This window comes from Mesorhizobium sp. ANAO-SY3R2, assembly GCF_042466635.1.
Classification (GTDB): Bacteria; Pseudomonadota; Alphaproteobacteria; order Rhizobiales; family Rhizobiaceae; genus Aminobacter.
This window is the reverse complement of sequence record NZ_CP159955.1, coordinates 3,718,668-3,737,389: the sequence shown is the minus strand read 5'-3', so window position 1 is coordinate 3,737,389 and position 18,722 is coordinate 3,718,668. Positions and strand designations below refer to the sequence as shown.

Genomic DNA, 18,722 nt, shown 5'->3' with positions numbered 1-18,722 from the left:
CTCCCCTCAAGGGGGAGGTGGGACGCCGCTTACAGCAACCCCGCCTGCTCGGCCTCGCGGCGCAGGTTCTGGCGCGGGCGCGGGCCGATCTGCTGGATCACGAGGCCTGCCGCCAGCGAGCCGAGGTCGCCGCACTCCTTGAGGGAGCGCCCCTGCGTGTAGCCGAAGAGAAAACCGGCGGCGTAGAGGTCGCCGGCACCGGTGGTGTCGACCAGCTCGGTTATCGCCGTCGCCTCGATCACCACGGTCTCGTCGCCGCGCACGATGACGGACCCCTTTTCCGAGCGGGTGACGGCGGCGAGCTTGCAATCCCTGCGGATCTGGGCCAGCGCCTCGTCGAATGACGAGGTTTCGTAGAGCGACTTGATCTCGTGGCTGTTGGCAAAGACGATGTCGACCGTGCCCGAGCGCATCAGCTCGAGGAATTCGGCGCGGTAGCGGTCGACGCAGAACGAGTCCGACAGCGTCATCGACACTTCGCGACCGGCGGCATGAGCATGGGAAGCCGTAAGCCGAATGGCTTCCTTGGCCAGCGGCGGGTCCCACAGATAGCCCTCGAAATAGGTGACCTTGGCGCCGCTCGCCTTGTCGGCTTCGACGTCGTCGGGCCCTAGCTCGACGCAGGCGCCGAGATAGGTGTTCATCGAGCGCTCGCCGTCGGGGGTGACGAAGATCATCGAGCGCGCCGTCGGCGGGGTGCTTTCGAGCGGCTTCGTGTCGAAGGCGACACCTTGCGCGCGGATGTCGTGGGTGAAGATTTTGCCAAGCTGGTCGCTGGAAACCTTGCCGAAATAGGCCGCACGGCCGCCGAAGGAGGCGATGCCCGCCGCCGTGTTGCCGGCCGAGCCGCCGGAGGCCTCGATCGCCGGGCCCATGCGCGAATAGAGCAGCTCGGCGCGCTCGGCGTCGATCAGGTTCATCGCGCCCTTGATGATGCCGTTGTCGGTCAAGAAGGCTTCATCGCATTGCGCGATGATGTCGACGATGGCGTTGCCGATGCACAGCACGTCATATTGGCTCATCAGGGTCTCCGCGGCGCATTGCCGTTACTGGTGCCGGTGGGGGCGGCAAAACCGTTTCGCTGTAGCGGCTCGCGCGGCATTTGCAAACCCGGCAATTTGTCTGGCCCTCCGCTTGAGGCCGCGTTGCGCGCTGCTTATCTCTTGGGTCGAACAGGATGGGAAAAAGATGATCATCGACGCCGCTCGCGCCGCCGCAAGCCAGCTCTTTTCGCCCGAGTTCCGGACGGTGTTCCTGAAAACGCTCGGGCTGACGCTGCTTGCGTTGATCGCCCTGTGGTTCGGCATCCGCGAGGTCTTCGACTGGCTGGCCATGCCGTGGATCGACGCTATGCTGCCCGGCCTGCCGGCCTGGACCGGCTGGCTCGGCCTGATTGCGGCCATCGTCGCCGGCGTCGGCCTGGCGCTTGGGCTTGCCTTGCTGATCGCGCCGGCCACGGCCATCGTCGCCGGCCTGTTTCTGGACGACGTCGCCGAGGTGGTCGAAAAGACCGGCTATCCCCATGACGAGCCGGGAAAGCCGGTGCCGGTGCTGCGCGCGATCGTTTTGGCCATAAAATTCTTCGGCATCGTGATCCTGGGCAACCTTTTGGCGCTGTTTTTGCTTTTGGTGCCGGGCGTCAACATCGCCGCCTTCTTCCTGGTCAACGGCTATCTGCTCGGCCGCGAGTTCTTCGAATTCGCCGCCATGCGCTTCCGCTCAGAACAGGCGGCGAAGGATTTGCGCCGCCGCAATGCCGGTACGGTCTTCCTCGCCGGGCTGGTCATTGCCGCCTTCCTCGCCGTGCCGATCCTCAACCTTCTGACCCCGCTCTTCGCCGCGGCGATGATGGTGCATCTGCACAAGGCGGTATCGGTGGCCGAATTGCGTCCGGCGGTGGCGCGGGCATGATTTCAGTGATGGGCGAGCGCCTGGTTCATTGGCTCCCAATACATTTTTGGCCAGCCGGCCTCGAGATCGGCCTGGGCTGATTTCGGATGGCCGTGCTGGTCGAAGCTGAGCCGGGTGCCGGTGCCGTCGGCTTCCAGTTCGAACCGGACAATCGAGTAGATGCCGGCCGGCCAGCTGCGCGCCCGCCATGCCTGGACGATGCGGCGGTTCGGCACCAGCTCGACGATGCGGGCCTCGATGTCGCCGCCGAACAGCGACGCCTCGCCGCCTTCATGCGGCGCGATATGGGCCGAGCGTCCGCCCGTCATGGCCTGAAAACGCGCCGCGTTGAGCAGCAGGTCGTAGATGTCCTTGGGCGTGCCCTTGAGATGCACTTGCTGGTGAATGGCCATGGTGACCTCCCTGGCGCGCGGTCCGCAGCATTCACCAATATTTTCGGCGCGTCCCGCCCGACCGTCAACGACAAGCTACGGCCTTGCTCCTGACAGACCGTTGTCAGAAGGCAGGAGTAGTCTGCCGCCTCGAATCGTCGGACATGCGGCGGGCACGAGACGAGGACGGACGACATGAACGACATGGCCACGCAGGCCGCACCGGCGCTCAAGGAGATTTTCGACAGGGCCCGGCTACAGCACATCGCCACCGAGATGGCGGCGATCTCGCCTGCCTTCGATGCTGGGCGGTTCATGGCGCTTGCCGCCGGAAACCTCGATGATCTCGGCATCATGCAGCGTCTGCGCCAGACGGCGGTGAGCCTGCACGGCGCGCTGCCCGAAAACTTCGAGAAGGCGATCGAGGCGCTGTATGAGCTCGCCCCGCGCATTGGCCATGGCTTCGCCTCGATCGTGCTGCCGGAATTCGTCGCGCTCTATGGCAAGGCGCACTTCGAGCTGTCGATGCAGGCGCTGAAGTTCTTCACCCGCTACGGCTCGGCGGAATTCGCCATCCGCCATTTCCTGGTCGAGGATTTCGAGCGCACGCTCGGTGTGATGCGCAGCTGGGCACATGACGACAACGAGCATGTGCGGCGGCTGGCGAGCGAGGGCTCGCGCCCGCGTCTGCCATGGTCGTTCCAGATGAAGCAACTGATCTTCGATCCCACACCGACGGCCCCGATCCTCGAGGCGCTTCGGAACGATCCGAGTCTTTATGTGCGCAAGTCGGTGGCCAACCACCTGAACGACATTTCCAAGGACCATCCCGAAAAGGTGGTCGACCGCATGTCATCCTGGAACCTCGACGACAAATACACTGCCTGGATCGTCAGGCATGCGCTGCGGACCCTGATCAAGAAGGGCGATGCAAGCGCGCTCGGGCTGATCGGCACGACCGGAAAACCGTTGGTGCGTGTCGAAGCCTTTGCCGTGACGCCGGCAGCCATAGTCCTCGGCGGCCAAATCACGCTCAAGGCGAGCATCGTCTCCACCGCCGAAGCGTCGCAAAAGCTGGTGGTCGACTACGCCGTTCACTACGTCAAGAAGGCCGGTGGCACGTCGAAGAAAGTCTTCAAGCTCAAGGAGATCACTTTGCCGCCCGGCGGTCAGAAGGAGCTTTCGATCAGCCAGGTGGTGCGCGACTTCACCACCCGCAAGCACTATCCCGGCCATCACCAGATCGAACTTATCGTTAATGGCGAGACCTTGGCCGGAGGCGGGTTCGAGTTGCGGGGGTAGCCGGGCGCTCAGCCTCTCCAATTCCTCGACAGGCGCGGCGTCGGCTGTTAGAAGCCCGCCATCAATAGGAATTCCTCCATGACCGAGACGATCCCCGAGGCGGTGGCGCGCCGCCGTACCTTCGCGATCATCGCGCACCCTGACGCCGGCAAGACGACGCTGACCGAAAAGCTGCTGTTGTTCGGCGGCGCGATCCAGCTTGCCGGCGAGGTCAAGGCCAAGAAGGACAAGATCCAGACGCGCTCCGACTGGATGAAGATCGAGCGCGAGCGCGGCATCTCGGTCGTCACCTCGGTGATGACCTTCGAATATGGCGACAACGTCTTCAACCTGCTCGATACGCCTGGTCACGAGGACTTTGCCGACGACACCTATCGGACGCTGTCGGCGGTCGACGCCGCCGTCATGGTCATCGACGCCGCCAAGGGTATCGAGCCGCGCACACTGAAGCTGTTCGAGGTCTGCCGCCTGCGCGACATCCCGATCATCACCTTCGTCAACAAGATGGACCGCGAGGCCCGCAACACCTTCGACATCCTCGACGAGATCGAGCAGAAGCTGGCGCTCGACACGGCTCCGATGACCTGGCCGATCGGCCAGGGCAAGACATTTGCCGGCACCTATCACCTCGCCCAGAACGCCGTGCGCCAAGGCGATGCGGAAAAGGAGCGCACGCCGGTCCACGGTCCCGACTCCAACCGCGCTGCGGGTCTTTTGCCCGACAACGACCGGCCGACCTTCATCGAGGAGCTGGAGCTGGCGCGCGAGGCCTGCCGGCCCTTCGATCTCGAAGCGTTCCGCGAAGGGCATCTCACGCCGGTCTATTTCGGCTCGGCGCTGCGGAACTTTGGTGTACGCGACCTGATCGAGGCGCTGGGCGATTTCGGTCCGGCGCCGCGCGCCCAGGAAGCGGACACCCGCAAGGTCGAGGCGACGGAAGAGAAGATGACGTCGTTCGTCTTCAAGATCCAGGCCAACATGGACCCCAACCACCGCGACCGAATCGCCTTCGTCCGCGTCTGTTCGGGCAAGCTCGAGCGCGGCATGAAGGTGAAGCTCGTGCGCACCGGCAAGCCGATGAGCCTGTCGGCGCCGCAGTTCTTCTTCGCCCGCTCGCGCATCACTGCCGACGAGGCCTTTGCCGGCGACGTGGTCGGCATCCCCAACCACGGCACGCTGCGCATTGGCGACACGCTGACCGAGGGCGAGGAGATCCTGTTCCGCGGCGTGCCCAATTTCGCGCCGGAAATCCTGCGCCGCGTCCGCCTCGGCGATGCGATGAAGGCCAAGAAGCTGAAAGAGGCCCTGCACCAGATGGCCGAAGAGGGCGTGGTCCAGCTGTTCCAACCGGAAGACGGCTCGCCGGCGATCGTCGGCGTTGTCGGCGCACTGCAGATCGACGTGCTCAAGGAGCGTCTGTCAGTCGAATACACGCTCCCGGTCGATTTCGAGATGTCACGCTTCTCGGTCTGCCGCTGGATCGATGCAGACGACAAGGCCGACCTGCAACGCTTCGTCGAGAGCCATCGCGGCGACATTGCCCGCGATCTCGACAACGACCCGGTGTTCCTCGCCCAGCACGAGTTCTCGCTGAACTACGAGGCTGAGCGCTGGAAGATGATCCGTTTCGCCGCGATCAAGGACTATCAGGTCCGCGACAAGGCCGCCTAGCAGCCCGACGCGACACTGTGGCAGCGCCTTTGCTGCCGACGGACCAGCAACTCGCCGGCATGGAGCTGGCGAGTTCGTGCATGACCCCGAACCGAAGGTCCGCGTGGCGAAAATCGGAAACGATTTTCGGAAAGGGACATGCACGAATACCAAGTGCTGCAGCGTTCCTGGCGCGTCCAAAAGAAAAGGCCGTGCGGCCGCCGTAGTTGCATGCGGCGCGGCCGGATTCTGCGCCGGCCTTCGGTGCCGATGGCGGCATGGCGCGGCAGTACAACGTCCATTGCTGACAACTCGTTTCTTACATTCGTTGGTTGCAATTCGCGCGAAACATGCCTAGCCCTTTTGGGGGAACGACTGTGCATTGTAGCGCGAGAATCGATTTGCGGCCTTCAGTTCGCCGTAGTGGAAATACTTGCGGCGGTGGAGGCGACGGGCGGAATTGGAAAGCAGGGGCACCCTTCCACTGGCAGAGGTGGAGGAGATTTGGTTGCGCGCGTGGGTCAATGAAGGGATCATCACGGCCCAGCAGTTCGAGGCGGATATGCGCCGGCGTCAAGAAGGCACTGCCGAGGAGCAATCCATGAATGCAACGAGTAAAGGCGCGAAACCACAGCCCACTTGATGGCCACGTCTTGCAGCTGTCGCAAGCCTATGCGGACCGGGTGACGCCGCTTCGCCGTTTTCGTTTCGTCATTCCGTCATGCAAATCGTTTATTTGCGTCCCGGTGGCGGCTGCCGGGGCCTTGCGCATCGACCCGAAAATCGGAATCGATTTTCGGTAGGCATGATGCGCAGATTCAAGAAGTTGGAGCGTCCTTCGTGCGTCCATTCGGACGCACGGCGCTCTAGCCTCTGCTATTGAGGAAATGACGACGCATGATGGTTTCAGCATTGATTGAGCGTGAATTGACCCTGACCGGCTCCCCCGTCCGCAACGGCGTGTTCGTCGCCGTGGTTGGCCCGAGCGGCGCCGGCAAGGACACGCTGATCGCTTACGTTCGCGAACGCCTCGGCGCTGGCGAGCATGTCGAGTTCGCTCGCCGCGTCATCACGCGAACCAGCGACGGCGCTACCGAGGACCATGACACGCTCGCCGACGCGGCCTTTGTCGAGGCCGAAGCTGCCGGTGCCTTTGCACTGTCATGGGAGGCGCATGGGCTGCGCTATGGTATTCCTGCCGCCGTCGACGACGCCATTTCGAACGGCCATGTCGTCGTTGCCAACACGTCGCGCGGCGTCATTCCCGCACTGCGCGAGCGTTATGCCAATGTCGCCGTGGTCGAAATCACCGCGGCGCCCGAGATTCTTGCCACCCGGCTTGCGGCGCGCGGCCGGGAATCGCGCGGCGAGGTGCTGGCGCGGTTGGCGCGCACTGCGCCGCAGGCGCTCAGCGGTCCCGGCCATGTCGTCATCGACAATAGCGGGGATGCGGAGGTTGCCGGCGAGCGCTTTCTGTCCGTCATCCGCAAGGCGATTGCCTATTCGGACGTCTCCGGCCTTGTTTGATCTTGCCTCGTAAGCGGTTGCTTACGCTCTTGTCGGGATGATGCGCAGCATGTGGTTGTCCCAGACATGCTGGGCATCTTCGGTTGCTGTGCCGTTGGGTACGACGATGCGGCCGGCGCCAGTGGAGGCGAGAAAGCCGCTATGGTCGGGTGCAAGCCCGCAGACCTCGACCAGTTCGTTCCTGGCTACCACCTTGCCGCTCTTCGCCTCGATCATCGCCCAGGCGTTGCCTTGCGGCGAGGAGACGGCGACCAGCCCGGCATCGCGGTTGGCTGCCACTGACCCGATATAGTTGCGGAAGCCGCCGAGGATGTCTTCGGGCATGTCGAGCAGTTCGAGCTCTTTGCCGCGCGCCGCACGGCCGACGAGCAGCGGCTTTTCCGTCGCCGGACCTTCGTGCTGGCAGCCGAACCAGACGGTTCCCTGGGCGTCGATATCCATGTGCCGGATCGACAGCTGGTGCAATTTTTCCGGCAGTTCGTGCTTTTCGATCAGATCGCCGGAAACGCGGTCGACCAGCACGAAGGACGGCTTCATGGTCGGCAGATTGAGCTTGGCGCGGCCGAAATCCGGGTGGGTTTCGATACCGCCATTGCAGATGGCCAGCGTTCTGCCGTCGCCGAGCAGGATCAGTTCGTGTGGGCCGACGCCGTGCGTCGGAAACTCGCCCACACGGCGAAAGCCGTCGCGGGCGTCATAGATGCCGACCATGCCGGCGGCATTGTCGAAATCGTTCTCGGTCGTATAGAGCAGCGTCCCGTCGGGCGAGAAGACGCCATGGCCGTAATAGTGCCGCCCGGCGATGCTCGGGATGGTGAGCGGCGCGTCCCTGCCGGTGTGATCGAAGACCAGCATGAAGGTGCCGGGCTGGCGGGCGAACACCACCGACTTGCGTGTGTTGGGATCGAAGGTGACGTCGTGGCCGCGCTCGGGCAATGCCACGCTGTGCAGGATCTTTCCCGCTTCGGACAGCACCGCCACGCCATATTCGCCCGTGCGCAATTGGTAAGCGGTAGCGAACATTGCGTCGGTGTCGAGCGCCAACGCGCGTTTGGCTGGCGCAAGCTGCATCAGGAAGGCAGCACCCGCGGCCTTGAGGAAATCGCGGCGGTCGAAAAGCGGCGTGCGCATGGCCGGGCCCTCAGTCGCCGTCCAAAGACGAAAAACCGGCGGTCAGGCCGAGCGCGCCGGCGAGCCGTGTGCCGAACAGTTCCGACAGGCTCGACGTGACGACGCCAAAATAGGAGAGCTTGCCGCGCTTGTCGGCGTCGGCCAGCGCGACGTCGATCGGGCCGGTGATCGCATTTGCGGTGTTCAGCGCGTTGGCGAATTCGAAGTCGATCGACTGGGCGATCCACTCGGAATCGGCCGGCAGCAGGGAGCCGAAATGCGAGGCGTCGAACAGCGCCTTCATGCCCGCAATGTTGCCGGCGAGCGAGGCGGCTGTGTCCTTTGAACGCCAGTAGAGAGCCTGCTTGGGCTTGTCGGAGGCGGCTTCCTTGCCGAGGAAGCCGTTGACGCGGACATCACGCACCAATTCGAGCCCGTTGACATAGACTTCCAGCAGTTCGGTTACCGCTTCGGTGGCATTGCGGTAGAGCGGGTTCTGCGAGCCGGGATGCTTCCACTGTTCCGCAAAGCCCTTGTCGCTATGCCACGCCGCATCGACCTCAGCGGCGATGATGCCGATGTTGCCGGAGATTGCCTTGCCATAGGCGCAGCGATAGGTGGCCGAGGCGTCTGCGAGTTCGTCGGCGCCGGCACCAAACAGCACGAACTCCAGGGCGCCCAGCCCTTGCATGGCGACGCTCTTTTCGGCGAGCTTCGTCGCATCGGTGGCCGTCGCGTCCTCGTCGGCGATGGCCGCCTGCACCTGCTTCAGGCCCGTGCCCTTTCGGTCTGGCCAAAACAGCATGCGCTCCAGCCGGTTGTGCTCGGTGATCGGCCCAAAGCGGATGATCTCGACCTCGGACCATGCCCTGGTTGTTTTCGCAAATGCCTCGCGAGCGGCTTCGAGATGCTCCGTCGACGGGGCAGCGCAGAGTTGGTCCATCGCTTCGCCCATCTCGCCAGATATCTCGACCATCTGGCGGTAGGCTGGGCGGATGAAACCGTCGATGGCGTTGGCGATGACCTTGTCCGAAGCCTCGTTGGCCGAGGCCGCCGATGCGGGCAGGGCCATGAAAAGCGCGAGAGATGCCGCAAGCACGGTTCTGGTCATCAGAGCGACTCCAGGAATTTGATCAAAGCATCGCGGTCGGAAGCTGGCAGCGCTGCGAAGCGGTCACGCGCGGCCAGCGCTTCGCCGCCGTGCCACAGGATGGCCTCGGTCAGGTTGCGCGCGCGGCCGTCATGCAGGAAGAAGGTGTGGCCGTTGACGGTCTGGGTCAGGCCTATGCCCCAGAGCGGCGGCGTACGCCATTCACGGCCGGTGGCGTCGCCGACCTGCTGGCCGTCGGCCAGTTCCTCGCCCATGTCGTGTAGCAGGAAGTCGGAGTAGGGCCAGATCAACTGGAAGGCCTGCGCCTTGTTGGGCGCGTCGCGGCGGGTGACGAATTTCGGCGTGTGGCAGAACGCGCAGCCGGCTTCATAGAACATCTGCTTGCCGTGCAGTACTTGCGGGTCATCGATGTCGCGGCGGGCGGGCACGGCGAGGTTCTGCGAGTAGAAGGTGACGAGATCCATGATCGGATCGGGCGCCTCGACCGGTCCGAGCCGCTCCTGCACGCCGTTGGGCATGGCGAGACAGTCGCCCTGCGCCTTGGTGCAATCGCCCCAGTGGTGCGGCACGTCGGGCGTCGAGATGCCGATGTCGCCGGCAAAGGCGTCGGCCGACTGCTGGCGGATCGAGGGCGTCTGGGCCTTCCAGCCGAAGCGGCCGAGGGTGAGTTCGCCGGTCTTGGCGTCGCGCACGATCGAAGCCTTGCCCGAAATGCCGTCGCCGTTCTTGTCGTCGGGGTCGGCGTTGGCGAGGATGTCGGCGGGATGGATCTGCTCGACCAGGCCGAGGCCGATCATCGGCGGCGTGACCCGCGGCGACAGCGTCATCTTCGGGTCCATCGGGCCGTAGCCAAGGTCGGCCACCGAATAGGATGGCCAGCGCAGCACCATGCCGGTTCCATCGGCCAGCTTGACGGGAACCTGCTGGTAGGAAATGACCATCCGGCCCTCGCCCCTGAGGCCGGGCACGGCGAGATCCTGGAACTGGCTGCCATAGACGGGGTCGGGGAAATTCAGCACTTTGCGGTCGGCAAGTGCTGCCTTTTCCTCGTCGGTTTCGGCCGGGCGCGCGAGCCTGAGGAACATCGAGGTTGCGTCGGCATTGCCTTCCGGCGGATGGCCGCGGCCGTCCTTGAGATGGCAGCTCTGGCAGGCTCGGGCGTTGAACAGCGGGCCAAGCCCGTCGGAGGCCTGGGTCGAGGACGGCGATGACACCCACAGCTTGCGGAACATGCCGTTGCCGAGCTTGAAGGTGCCTTCTTCTTCGAAGGTGATGTTGGCCGAGGATTGCGAGAACGCATCCTGGTTGACGCGCTTCTCCGAGGTTCCGGCGCCGCCCTGCATCAGTTCGAACTGCTCGGGCTTGCTGAAATCGGCGGTCGGCTTGACGATCCTTTCGACGCGCGCCTTGTCCTTGGGGATGAGGTCGGTGCGCTCGGTGGGCAGCGCAGGCGCATCGTTGGCCGCGGACGGGCCGGCCATGGCGAACAGCGCGAGATTTGCCAGAAGAAGTGCGCGAAGCGCCATGGCGCTTCGCGATGGTTTGCCTGGGGTATCGAGGGCGGGCCTACCCGCCAGGGCGCGGCGCGTCAGAAAAATGGTGCGCCGCATTCCGGCATGTCCTATTCGGCCTTGTCGGCTGCTTCGGCGTTGAGCTGGCCGTATTTCTCGTCGCCGATCTCTGCGAGCAATTGAAGCTGCGTCTCGAGGAAGTCGATATGGCCTTCCTCGTCGGCAAGCAATTCCTCGAAGAGCTTCATGGATACGTAGTCGCCGTGCTGCTGGCAGACCTCGCGCGACTTCTTGTAGGAAGTGCGCGCGTCATACTCGCCGGCGAGATCGCTTTCCAGCACTTCCTTGACGTTCTGGCCGATGCGCAGCGGGGCCAGCGACTGCAGGTTGGGATGGCCTTCGAGGAAGATGATGCGCGCCACCAGCTTGTCGGCGTGGCGCATTTCCTCGATCGATTCTTCGCGTTCCTTGCTGGCAAGCTTGCCGTAGCCCCAATCCTCGAGAAGGCGATAGTGCAGCCAATACTGGTTGACCGCGCCGAGTTCGAGGAAGAGGGCTTCGTTAAGCCGCTCGATGACCTGCTTTTCGCCTTTCATTGAATTTGCTCCCGAATTGGATTCGCAATTCCTTGACACGGTCCAAGTGTGAAACGAGATCGGCTTCGCTCGCCTCCGAACGAGCGTGATAGGCTTCGGTAACCCGAATGATCGTTTCGACCACATTTGGGAAGCAGCCGCAACAGCGCCCGCGCTTTTGAAGCGTATGATAGACCTTTGCCGGCACGATCAATGACCATGGATCCCGGTCGAGGAGTTCGATGATCGTGTCCTCGATCTCCTTTTGGGTAATCAAATTGCAGTGGCAGATCAGCATAGTTGGCTCAGAGGTGGCTGGCGGCGCGTTGCCCGCGCCGCGTGGCTGAGAATATCTAGGTGCGGCGCACCCTTACTGGAAGACTTTGTCGGGTGAATCGAGACTGTCCGAGCCTTCGAAGGCGATGGCGTCGAGCTTGAGCGCGGTAACGACACGCTCGATCGACTTGGTCTGGTCGACCAGCGCATCGATGGCAGCCTGGATGGCGGCGTTGCCTTCGGCATTGCCCTCGCCGATCTGCTGGTCATAGGCTTCGCCGCCGAGCGCGCGCGCCTGGATCGCCTCCAGCCTGGCGACTGTCGCGTCCAGTTTGCCGGAAAGCTCGGTGTCGAGCGCCGCGTCCGTTTCCTTGACCAGATCCGACACCGACGGGCCTTCGACGGTCGAACCGTCGATGCGCTTGTAGCTGCCGCGATAGGCGTTGCGGATGCCGACCGCGTCATTGAGGTGCGAGCTGTGGGTGTTGTCCGAGAAGCAGTCATGCTCCTCTTCCGGATCGTGCAGCAAAAGGCCGAGCTTCATGCGCTCGCCGGCCAGTTCGCCGTAAGACAGCGAGCCCATGCCGGTGAGGATGGTCGAGATGCCGGTCTTGGGATCACCGTCGACCAATGCCTTGCGAGCGGCGCCGTCCGCCTTCCAGTTGTTGACCATCTCCTCGAGGTCGGCGACCAGCAGGTCGGTTGCCGCATTGAGATACTGCCCGCGGCGGTCGCAATTGCCGCCGGTGCAGTTGGCGGTGTCGTAGTCGGTGTAGGGGCGGTTGCCGGCGCCCGGTCCGGTGCCGTTGAGGTCCTGGCCCCAGAGCAGGAATTCGATCGCATGGTAGCCGGTGGCGACGTTCGCCTCGATGCCGCCAGCCTCCTGCAGGGTGCCTGACAGGAACTCGGGGGTGATCTTCGAGGCATCGACCTTCTGGCCGTTGATCTCGATCGAGGGGTTGGCGATCACGTTGGCCGTGTAGAGCGCGTTCTCGTCGGATTCCGTGCCGTAGCTTTTGTCGACATAGTCGATCAGGCCTTCGTCGAGCGGCCAGGCATTCACGCGGCCTTCCCAGTCATCGACGATGGAATTGCCGAAGCGGTAGACTTCGGTCTGCTGGTAAGGGATGCGGGCAGCCTTCCAGGCTTCGCGGGCGGCAGCAAGCGTTTCCGCCGACGGCTTGGCAAGCAACGCCTCGACCGCCGCGTCGAGCGCCTTGGCCGTCGTCAGCGAGTCTTCATATTTGGCGAGTGCGATGTCGGCATAGGTGTAGATCACCGCCTTGGCGTCGGTCTCGGCCTTGGCCGGCAGCACGAAGGCCGCTGCGGTCAGCGCCGTCGTGGCGGCGATGGCGGCAAGCCTGTGCCGGGTAAGCGAGATGGATGCAGGCATTGATCGTCCCCTCAGTGGGTTGATAGGCGGCATGGCCGCGCCGAAAGCATGTGCGCCGTAAAGGATTTTCCGGGCCAGCGGCATAGGATCGAATGAAGGATCGTCGAGGCCTGGCCACCGCGCATGCGCGTCTTGCCGAGCCATTTGCGGCCCGAAGCGAAGATTTTGCGATTGTCCGCACCGTGGCGCGGCTTGGCAAAGGCAGGCACCCGGTAGGCTCCAATCGAAAGGGTTAAAGGCCCCGACATCAAAGACAGGCGCTGTGAAGCACGGGTCATAAAAGCGGTGCGATCCGAAAAGTCAACGCATTTCGAGTCAAAAACGTAGCGGGATCAATAGTTTAGAACTATTCTAAACTAGTTTTGTCCAGTTTAAGTCGCGCGATTCCGGCCAAGCCGTTGATTTGTCGAGGGGCGTTCAGGACATCGCCGGCAGGTCGCGCCATCGGGCTGCGACAAGCTGCGTCACCCAACGACCTGCGCTTTCCCGGCACGCTTGACAGGCCGGCCGCCGGCTGTCACCCAAAAATCCGGCCTTGGCCCCTTGTGGCCGAACGGACCAGCGGCCATTTCCCAAACACTTTCCAACAGCGAGGCGGGCATGAAGAACGGTGTGGTGATTGTCGGCGCGGGGCACGCCGGGGTGCAGGCGGCAGCCAGCCTGCGCGAGGAAGGCTATGACGGCCCGGTCATCCTGCTCGGCGACGAGAAGGAACTGCCCTATCACAAGCCGCCGCTGTCCAAGACCTTCATCAAGGACGTCGCCGCCCAGCCACAGCCGCTGCGCGGCGAAACCTTCTACACCGGCCATTCGATCGACTTCCGCCCGGGCTCGCTGGTCGAGAGCATCGACGTGCCGGCCCGGCGCCTGGCGCTGGCCGGCGGCGAAGACCTCGCCTACGACCACCTGATCCTCGCCACCGGCTCGCGCCCGCGCATCCTGCCGCTGCCGGGCACGGATCTGGCTGGCGTGCTGTCGCTGCGTTCAGTAGCCGACGCGCGCGCCATCCGCGAGCATAGTGCAGGGTGCGAGGATGTGGTGGTCATCGGTGGCGGCTTCATTGGCCTGGAGATCGCCGCCACGCTCGCAGCGGGCGGCCGGCGCGTGACGGTGGTCGAGGCACTCGACCGGCTTCTCGGGCGCGCAGTGGCGCCGCTGATCGCCGAACATGTGCGCAAGCGCCTGGAGGCGTCGGGCATCCGCATCCTGCTCAAGACGACGATCGAGCGCATCGAGGGGGACAACGGCCACGTCTCCGGCGCGCTGACGTCTGCGGGCGAAAGGCTGCCGGCGAAGATGGTCATCATCGGCATCGGCGTGGTGCCCAATGTCGAGCTGGCGCAAGCCGCTGACCTCGCCATCGCCAACGGCATCCGCGTCGACCAGCAGATGCGCAGCTCGGCGGCGGAAATCTTCGCCATCGGCGACAACGCCAGCTACCGCCATTGGCAGACCGGCGGCGACGTCAGGCTGGAATCGGTTCAGAACGCCACCGACCAGGCCAAGCTCGCCGCCCGCACCATTGTCGGTCGTGGCAGCGATTATGGCGCGGTGCCGTGGTTCTGGTCCGATATCGGCGACATGAAGCTGCAGATGGTAGGCCTCACTGCCGGCAGCGACCGCCAGATGCTGTCTGGCGACCCTGCTGACAACCGCTTCTCGGTCTATCACTTCATCGGCGAGCGGCTGGTGGCGATCGAATCCGTCAATCGCCCCGCCGACCACATGCTCGGCCGCAAGATGCTCGGCCTCGGCTTCTCGCCGACGCCGGAGCAGGTCGCCGGCGGCGCCGAGGCGCTGAAGGCGGCGCTGGCCGCCCTGCCGGCGGCTTAAGCCGCTCGCGCTTCGCGGATCGAGGCCTCGAGGATGTCGAGCGCCTCGGTCATGACGCTGTCCTGGATGGTGATCGGCGCCAGGAAGCGGATGACGTTGCCGTAGACGCCGCAGGTGAGCAGGATCAGGCCCTTGTCCAGCGCCTTGAGCCGCACGGCATTGGCGAAGTCCGCCGACGGCGCGTGGGTCTTGGCATCGTTGAACTCGACCGCGTTCATGAAGCCGGGGCCGCGGATGTCTGATATCTCCGGCACGTCGTCGCGCAGCGATTCCAGCCGCTGCTTGAGCCGGGCGCCTAGCTGGTTGGCGCGGTCGCACAGTTTTTCGTCCTCGATGACGTCGAGCACGGCGTGCGCCGCCGCCACGCCGATCGGGCTGCCGCCATAGGTGCCGCCGAGGCCGCCGGGATTGGGCGCATCCATGATCTCGGCGCGGCCAGTGACGGCGGCCAGCGGGAAGCCGCCGGCGAGGCTCTTGGCCATGGTGATCAGGTCGGGTGCGGCGTCGTGGTGGTCCATGGCAAACATCTTGCCGGTGCGGGCAAAGCCGGTCTGCACCTCGTCGGCGACGAGCAGGATGCCGTGCTGGTCGCAGATCTTGCGCAGCGCTGTCATGAAGTCGCGCGGCACCTCGTAGAAGCCGCCTTCGCCCTGCACCGGCTCGATGATGATCGCCGCAACCCGCGCCGGGTCGACATCGGCCTTGAACAGTCGGTCGAGGGCGGCCAGCGCATCGGCGGTGCTCACGCCATGCAGCGGCACCGGGAAGGGGGCGTGGAACACGTCGCCCGGCATCGCGCCGAAGCCCGCCTTGTAGGGCTGGACCTTGCCGGTCAGCGCCATGCCCATGAAGGTGCGGCCGTGGAAGCCGCCGGCAAAGGCGATCACCGCCTGGCGGCCGGTGGCGTGGCGGGCGATCTTGATGGCGTTTTCGACCGCCTCGGCGCCTGTCGTGACGAAGATCGTGCGCTTCTCGCCCTTCATCGGCGCAATCGCATTGAGCCGTTCGCCGAGCCGGACATAGCTCTCGTAGGGCACCACCTGGTGGCAGGTGTGGGTGAAGCGGTCGAGCTGGGCCTTCACCGCCTCGATGACGCGGGGGTGGCGATGGCCGGTGTTGACGACCGCGATGCCGGAGGAGAAGTCGATATAGCGCTTGCCCTCGACGTCCCAGATCTCGGAATTTTCGGCCCGCTCGGCATAGACCTGCGTCGTCATGCCGACGCCGCGGGCGATGGCGTGCATCTTGCGCTGTGAGAGTTCAGTGTTCTTCATCGGTGCTCCTCCTGTTGGGCAGGCCGGGACCTGGCGCCGCCGTTGCTTAATCTCTGCACCTCCCGAGCCATTTCACAAGCTGTCAGTAGCGTCGCAGGCTTTGGTCCTCGGAACGCGACAAAAAAATTGCGGTCGCGTGTCGGGGATGCACATATCTGCTCGTCCTAGTCATGAAGGAAACGACCGATGCTCTATGCGATCCTTTGCTACAACAACGAAGACGTGGTCTGCGCCTGGTCCAAGGAGCAGGACGACGAGGTGATGGCGCGTCTTGCCGTGGTCACCGACAAGCTTGCCAAGCAGGGCCGCCTCGGTCCGGTCGCCCGCCTGCTGCCGACGACGGCGGCCACCACCTTGCGCAAGAGCAAGGACGAGCCGCTGGTCATCGACGGCCCCTTCGCCGAAACCAAGGAGCAGTTTCTCGGTTTCTATGTCGTCGACTGCGCCTCGCTCGACGACGCGGTCAATGTCGCCAAAGAGCTGGCCGAGGCCAATCCCGGTGGCGGTTCCTACGAATTGCGCCCGATCGGCGCCTATTTTCCGTCGCGAGAAGTTGGATGACCGACCCGGCCTGGATGAACACGGCACTATCTTCGGCACGGCCTCAGGCCGTGGCGGCCCTGTTGCGCTATTTCCGCGACCTCGATACGGCGGAAGAAGCCTTCCAGGAGGCCTGCCTGCGGGCGCTGCGCAGCTGGCCGAAGAACGGACCGCCGCGTGATCCGGCCGCCTGGCTGATCTTTGTCGGCCGCAATTCCGGCATCGATGTCGCCCGCCGCCGGGCTAAGCAGGCGCCGATGCCGCCGGAGGAAATGGTTTCCGATCTCGAGGATATCGAGAGCGAGGTCGCCGAGCGGCTCGACGGCGCGCACTACCGCGACGATATCCTCAGGCTGCTGTTCATCTGCTGCCACCCCGACCTGCCGGCGACCCAGCAGATCGCACTTGCACTGCGCATCGTCTCGGGCATCCCGGTCAAGCAGATCGCGCGGGCCTTCCTGGTCGGCGAAAGCGCCATGGAACAGCGCATCACCCGCGCCAAGGCGCGCATCGCCAACGCCGACGTGCCGTTCGAGACGCCGGGCCCAGTCGAGCGGTCCGAACGGCTCGCCGCGGTGCTGGCCATGGTGTATCTCGTCTTCAACGAGGGCTATTCGGCAGGTGCGAAGGAGATATTGAACCGCGCGCCATTGTGCGAGGAGGCGATCCGGCTGGCGCGGCTCTTGCTGCGCCTGTTCCAGACCGAGCCGGAGGTGATGGGGCTGGCCGCACTGCTGCTGCTCCAGCATGCCCGCGCCGCCGCCCGCTTCGATGCCTTAGGCGAGATCGTGCTGATGGAGGATCAGGACCGCAGCCTGTGGAGCCAGCCGCTGATTGCGGAAGGGCTGGCGCTGATCGACAAGGCGATGCGCCATCGCCAGCCCGGTCCTTACCAGATCCAGGCGGCGATCGCCGCCCTCCATGCCCGTGCCGCCCGTCCCGAGGATACCGACTGGGCCGAGATCGACCTGCTTTATTCGGTGCTGGAATCGATGACGCCGTCGCCGGTGGTCACCCTCAACCGCGCCGTCGCCTTCGCCAAGCTGCGCGGGCCGGAAGCCGCACTCAAGCTGATCGAGCCGCTTGCGCCGAAGCTCGCGGGCTATTTCCACTTCTTCGGCGTCAAGGGTGGCCTCCTGATGCAACTCGGCCGCGACGAGGAGGCGCGCGAAGCCTTCGGCCGGGCGATTGCGCTCGCCAACACGGCGGCCGAGGCGGCCCATATCCGGATGCATCTCGACCGGCTCGGCGGCGAGCGCAGCGGCCTTTCGGCTTAGCTGCTCTCAGTCCGAGCAACGCCGCGGAAAGGTTCGGTTTGGCTTTGTCTGCTACCAGCGAAGCCAATATGGGAAGTGTCGATCGTCCCCCTCGCCGGTAGAAGGCGGCAGGGGCGTCTTCTTGTCGGCCGGCACGTCGACGACCTTGCGATAGAGGTGCCACGTCGCGTGGCCGAGCACCGGGATGACGATGGCGAGGCCCGCCAGGAACGGCAGCGACCCGATCAGCAGCGCGATCGCGACGATCAGGCCCCACAGCAGCATCGGCACCGGGTTGCTGCGTACTGCCCGCACCGAGGTCTCGATTGCGGCATAGGCACCGACATCGCAGTCGAGCAGCAGTGGAAAGGCGACGACAGTGGTGCAGAGCACCACCAGGGCGAACAGGAATCCGATCAGATTGCCGAGCACAATCAGCGTCCAGCCGCGCTGGGTGGTGAAGAGATCGCCGAAGAACGCTGCCGTCGACTGCGGGGCGCCCGGCCCGTAAAGCGAGGTGTAAAGCGCCTGCGCGACGAGGAGCCAGGCGACGAAAAGCACGAGCAGCATGATGCCGATGGCCACCATTGCCGGAATGGCCGGCGAATGCCTGACATCGAAGGCATGCCTCCAGGACGTGTCGAGGTTTTGCTCGCGCCGTCGGCTGATCTCGTACAGGCCGATGCCGGCGAATGGCCCTAGCAGGGCAAAGCCGGACATCAGCGGGAAAATGAGCTGCAGGGCGTTGCCGCCCGAAGTCCATGTTATCAGAAACACCCCCACGATCGGGTAGATCAGGCACAGGAAAACGTAATGCGACGGCTTGTCCCAAAAATCGTCGAAGCCACGTCGCAGGGCGTCAAACACATCCGCGACCGTTATCCGGCGGATGGCGGGATGCTCGAGCGTATTGGTGGCGCCTGCGTACACATGGAAGCTTGCCATGACCTCTCCTCCTTTGGAGTGGGTCGCGGTCCGGGCTTGGCATGAGTGGTCACGCCAAAACCGCGACCTTCACCACGCCAAATATAACGTGCTTCGAGCGATTTGACGACCCTGCCGAATGTGTTCGGGGGCCCACG

18 protein-coding genes are annotated in these 18,722 nt (G+C 64.5%); 8 read left to right on the top strand and 10 right to left on the bottom strand.

Translation table 11 applies throughout. The annotated features are described in order from the left end of the window. Positions 1-29: 29 nt before the first annotated feature. The gene (locus ABSY17_RS22875; protein ID WP_378945947.1) at positions 30-1,022 is read right to left on the bottom strand and encodes an adenosine kinase; all 993 of its coding nucleotides are present in this window, start codon (positions 1,020-1,022) and stop codon (positions 30-32) included. A gap of 166 nt (positions 1,023-1,188) precedes the next feature. Between ABSY17_RS22875 and ABSY17_RS22870 the strand changes: the two genes are divergently transcribed. Beyond that, positions 1,189-1,911 (top strand): sulfate transporter family protein, encoded by a 723-nt coding sequence (locus ABSY17_RS22870; RefSeq protein WP_378945944.1) that lies wholly within the window; start codon positions 1,189-1,191, stop codon positions 1,909-1,911. A gap of 2 nt (positions 1,912-1,913) precedes the next feature. Here the strand turns inward: ABSY17_RS22870 and ABSY17_RS22865 are convergent, their stop codons facing one another. Beyond that, positions 1,914-2,303 carry an SRPBCC domain-containing protein gene (locus ABSY17_RS22865; protein WP_378945942.1) on the bottom strand — a complete coding sequence of 130 codons (390 nt, stop codon included), beginning with the start codon at positions 2,301-2,303 and terminating at the stop codon, positions 1,914-1,916. A gap of 183 nt (positions 2,304-2,486) precedes the next feature. Here ABSY17_RS22865 and ABSY17_RS22860 point away from each other — a divergent pair, with 183 nt between their 5' ends. The 4 genes from ABSY17_RS22860 to phnN all read left to right on the top strand — a co-directional run bounded on the left by ABSY17_RS22860 (position 2,487) and on the right by phnN (position 6,761). After that, positions 2,487-3,584, top strand: coding sequence for a DNA alkylation repair protein (locus tag ABSY17_RS22860; RefSeq protein WP_378952971.1), 1,098 nt, complete (start codon positions 2,487-2,489; stop codon positions 3,582-3,584). Between the two features lie 78 nt (positions 3,585-3,662). After that, on the top strand, positions 3,663-5,255 hold the full coding sequence (locus tag ABSY17_RS22855; protein ID WP_378945939.1) for a peptide chain release factor 3: 1,593 nt from the start codon (positions 3,663-3,665) through the stop codon (positions 5,253-5,255). A 584-nt stretch (positions 5,256-5,839) separates the two neighbouring features. Next, positions 5,840-6,037: a hypothetical protein gene (locus tag ABSY17_RS22850; protein ID WP_378945936.1), complete on the top strand. Its 198-nt coding sequence runs from the start codon at positions 5,840-5,842 to the stop codon at positions 6,035-6,037. Positions 6,038-6,131: 94 nt separating this feature from the next. Further along, complete coding sequence (gene phnN / locus ABSY17_RS22845) at positions 6,132-6,761, top strand: phosphonate metabolism protein/1,5-bisphosphokinase (PRPP-forming) PhnN (RefSeq protein ID WP_378945933.1); 630 nt, start codon at positions 6,132-6,134, stop codon at positions 6,759-6,761. A 21-nt stretch (positions 6,762-6,782) separates the two neighbouring features. Here phnN and ABSY17_RS22840 read toward each other — a convergent pair whose 3' ends face one another. The 6 genes from ABSY17_RS22840 to ABSY17_RS22815 all read right to left on the bottom strand — a co-directional run bounded on the left by ABSY17_RS22840 (position 6,783) and on the right by ABSY17_RS22815 (position 12,737). Beyond that, a complete protein-coding gene (locus ABSY17_RS22840) occupies positions 6,783-7,892 on the bottom strand; it encodes a DUF1513 domain-containing protein (RefSeq protein WP_378945930.1) in 1,110 nt (369 codons plus the stop codon). A gap of 10 nt (positions 7,893-7,902) precedes the next feature. Next, complete coding sequence (locus ABSY17_RS22835; protein ID WP_378945927.1) at positions 7,903-8,982, bottom strand: imelysin family protein; 1,080 nt, start codon at positions 8,980-8,982, stop codon at positions 7,903-7,905. Then, entirely contained in the window at positions 8,982-10,592 is a 1,611-nt protein-coding gene (locus ABSY17_RS22830) for a di-heme oxidoredictase family protein (protein WP_378945924.1), read from the bottom strand. The genes ABSY17_RS22835 and ABSY17_RS22830 overlap by 1 nt, the downstream gene beginning before the upstream one ends. An 11-nt stretch (positions 10,593-10,603) precedes the next feature. Beyond that, on the bottom strand, positions 10,604-11,089 hold the full coding sequence (bfr, locus tag ABSY17_RS22825) for a bacterioferritin (protein WP_378945921.1): 486 nt from the start codon (positions 11,087-11,089) through the stop codon (positions 10,604-10,606). Then, a complete protein-coding gene (locus tag ABSY17_RS22820; protein ID WP_378945918.1) occupies positions 11,055-11,366 on the bottom strand; it encodes a (2Fe-2S)-binding protein in 312 nt (103 codons plus the stop codon). Before ABSY17_RS22820 ends, bfr begins: the two co-directional genes overlap by 35 nt. 72 nt (positions 11,367-11,438) lie before the next feature. Continuing rightward, on the bottom strand, positions 11,439-12,737 hold the full coding sequence (locus ABSY17_RS22815) for an imelysin family protein (protein ID WP_378945915.1): 1,299 nt from the start codon (positions 12,735-12,737) through the stop codon (positions 11,439-11,441). A gap of 600 nt (positions 12,738-13,337) precedes the next feature. On the opposite strand from ABSY17_RS22815, the gene ABSY17_RS22810 reads away from it, so the two are divergent. Further along, positions 13,338-14,570 carry an NAD(P)/FAD-dependent oxidoreductase gene (locus tag ABSY17_RS22810; RefSeq protein WP_378945913.1) on the top strand — a complete coding sequence of 411 codons (1,233 nt, stop codon included), beginning with the start codon at positions 13,338-13,340 and terminating at the stop codon, positions 14,568-14,570. Here ABSY17_RS22810 and ABSY17_RS22805 read toward each other — a convergent pair. Beyond that, complete coding sequence (locus ABSY17_RS22805) at positions 14,567-15,844, bottom strand: 4-aminobutyrate--2-oxoglutarate transaminase (protein ID WP_378945911.1); 1,278 nt, start codon at positions 15,842-15,844, stop codon at positions 14,567-14,569. The two genes, ABSY17_RS22810 and ABSY17_RS22805, sit on opposite strands and share 4 nt — an antisense overlap. A 186-nt stretch (positions 15,845-16,030) precedes the next feature. Here ABSY17_RS22805 and ABSY17_RS22800 point away from each other — a divergent pair, with 186 nt between their 5' ends. Together ABSY17_RS22800 and ABSY17_RS22795 are read left to right on the top strand one after the other, a co-directional pair. Then, positions 16,031-16,405 carry a YciI family protein gene (locus ABSY17_RS22800; RefSeq protein ID WP_378945909.1) on the top strand — a complete coding sequence of 125 codons (375 nt, stop codon included), beginning with the start codon at positions 16,031-16,033 and terminating at the stop codon, positions 16,403-16,405. Next, positions 16,402-17,661: an RNA polymerase sigma factor gene (locus tag ABSY17_RS22795; protein ID WP_378945907.1), complete on the top strand. Its 1,260-nt coding sequence runs from the start codon at positions 16,402-16,404 to the stop codon at positions 17,659-17,661. Before ABSY17_RS22800 ends, ABSY17_RS22795 begins: the two co-directional genes overlap by 4 nt. Before the next feature lie 51 nt (positions 17,662-17,712). Here ABSY17_RS22795 and ABSY17_RS22790 read toward each other — a convergent pair whose 3' ends face one another. Beyond that, entirely contained in the window at positions 17,713-18,585 is an 873-nt protein-coding gene (locus tag ABSY17_RS22790) for a DUF2189 domain-containing protein (protein WP_378945905.1), read from the bottom strand. Positions 18,586-18,722 lie beyond the last annotated feature (137 nt).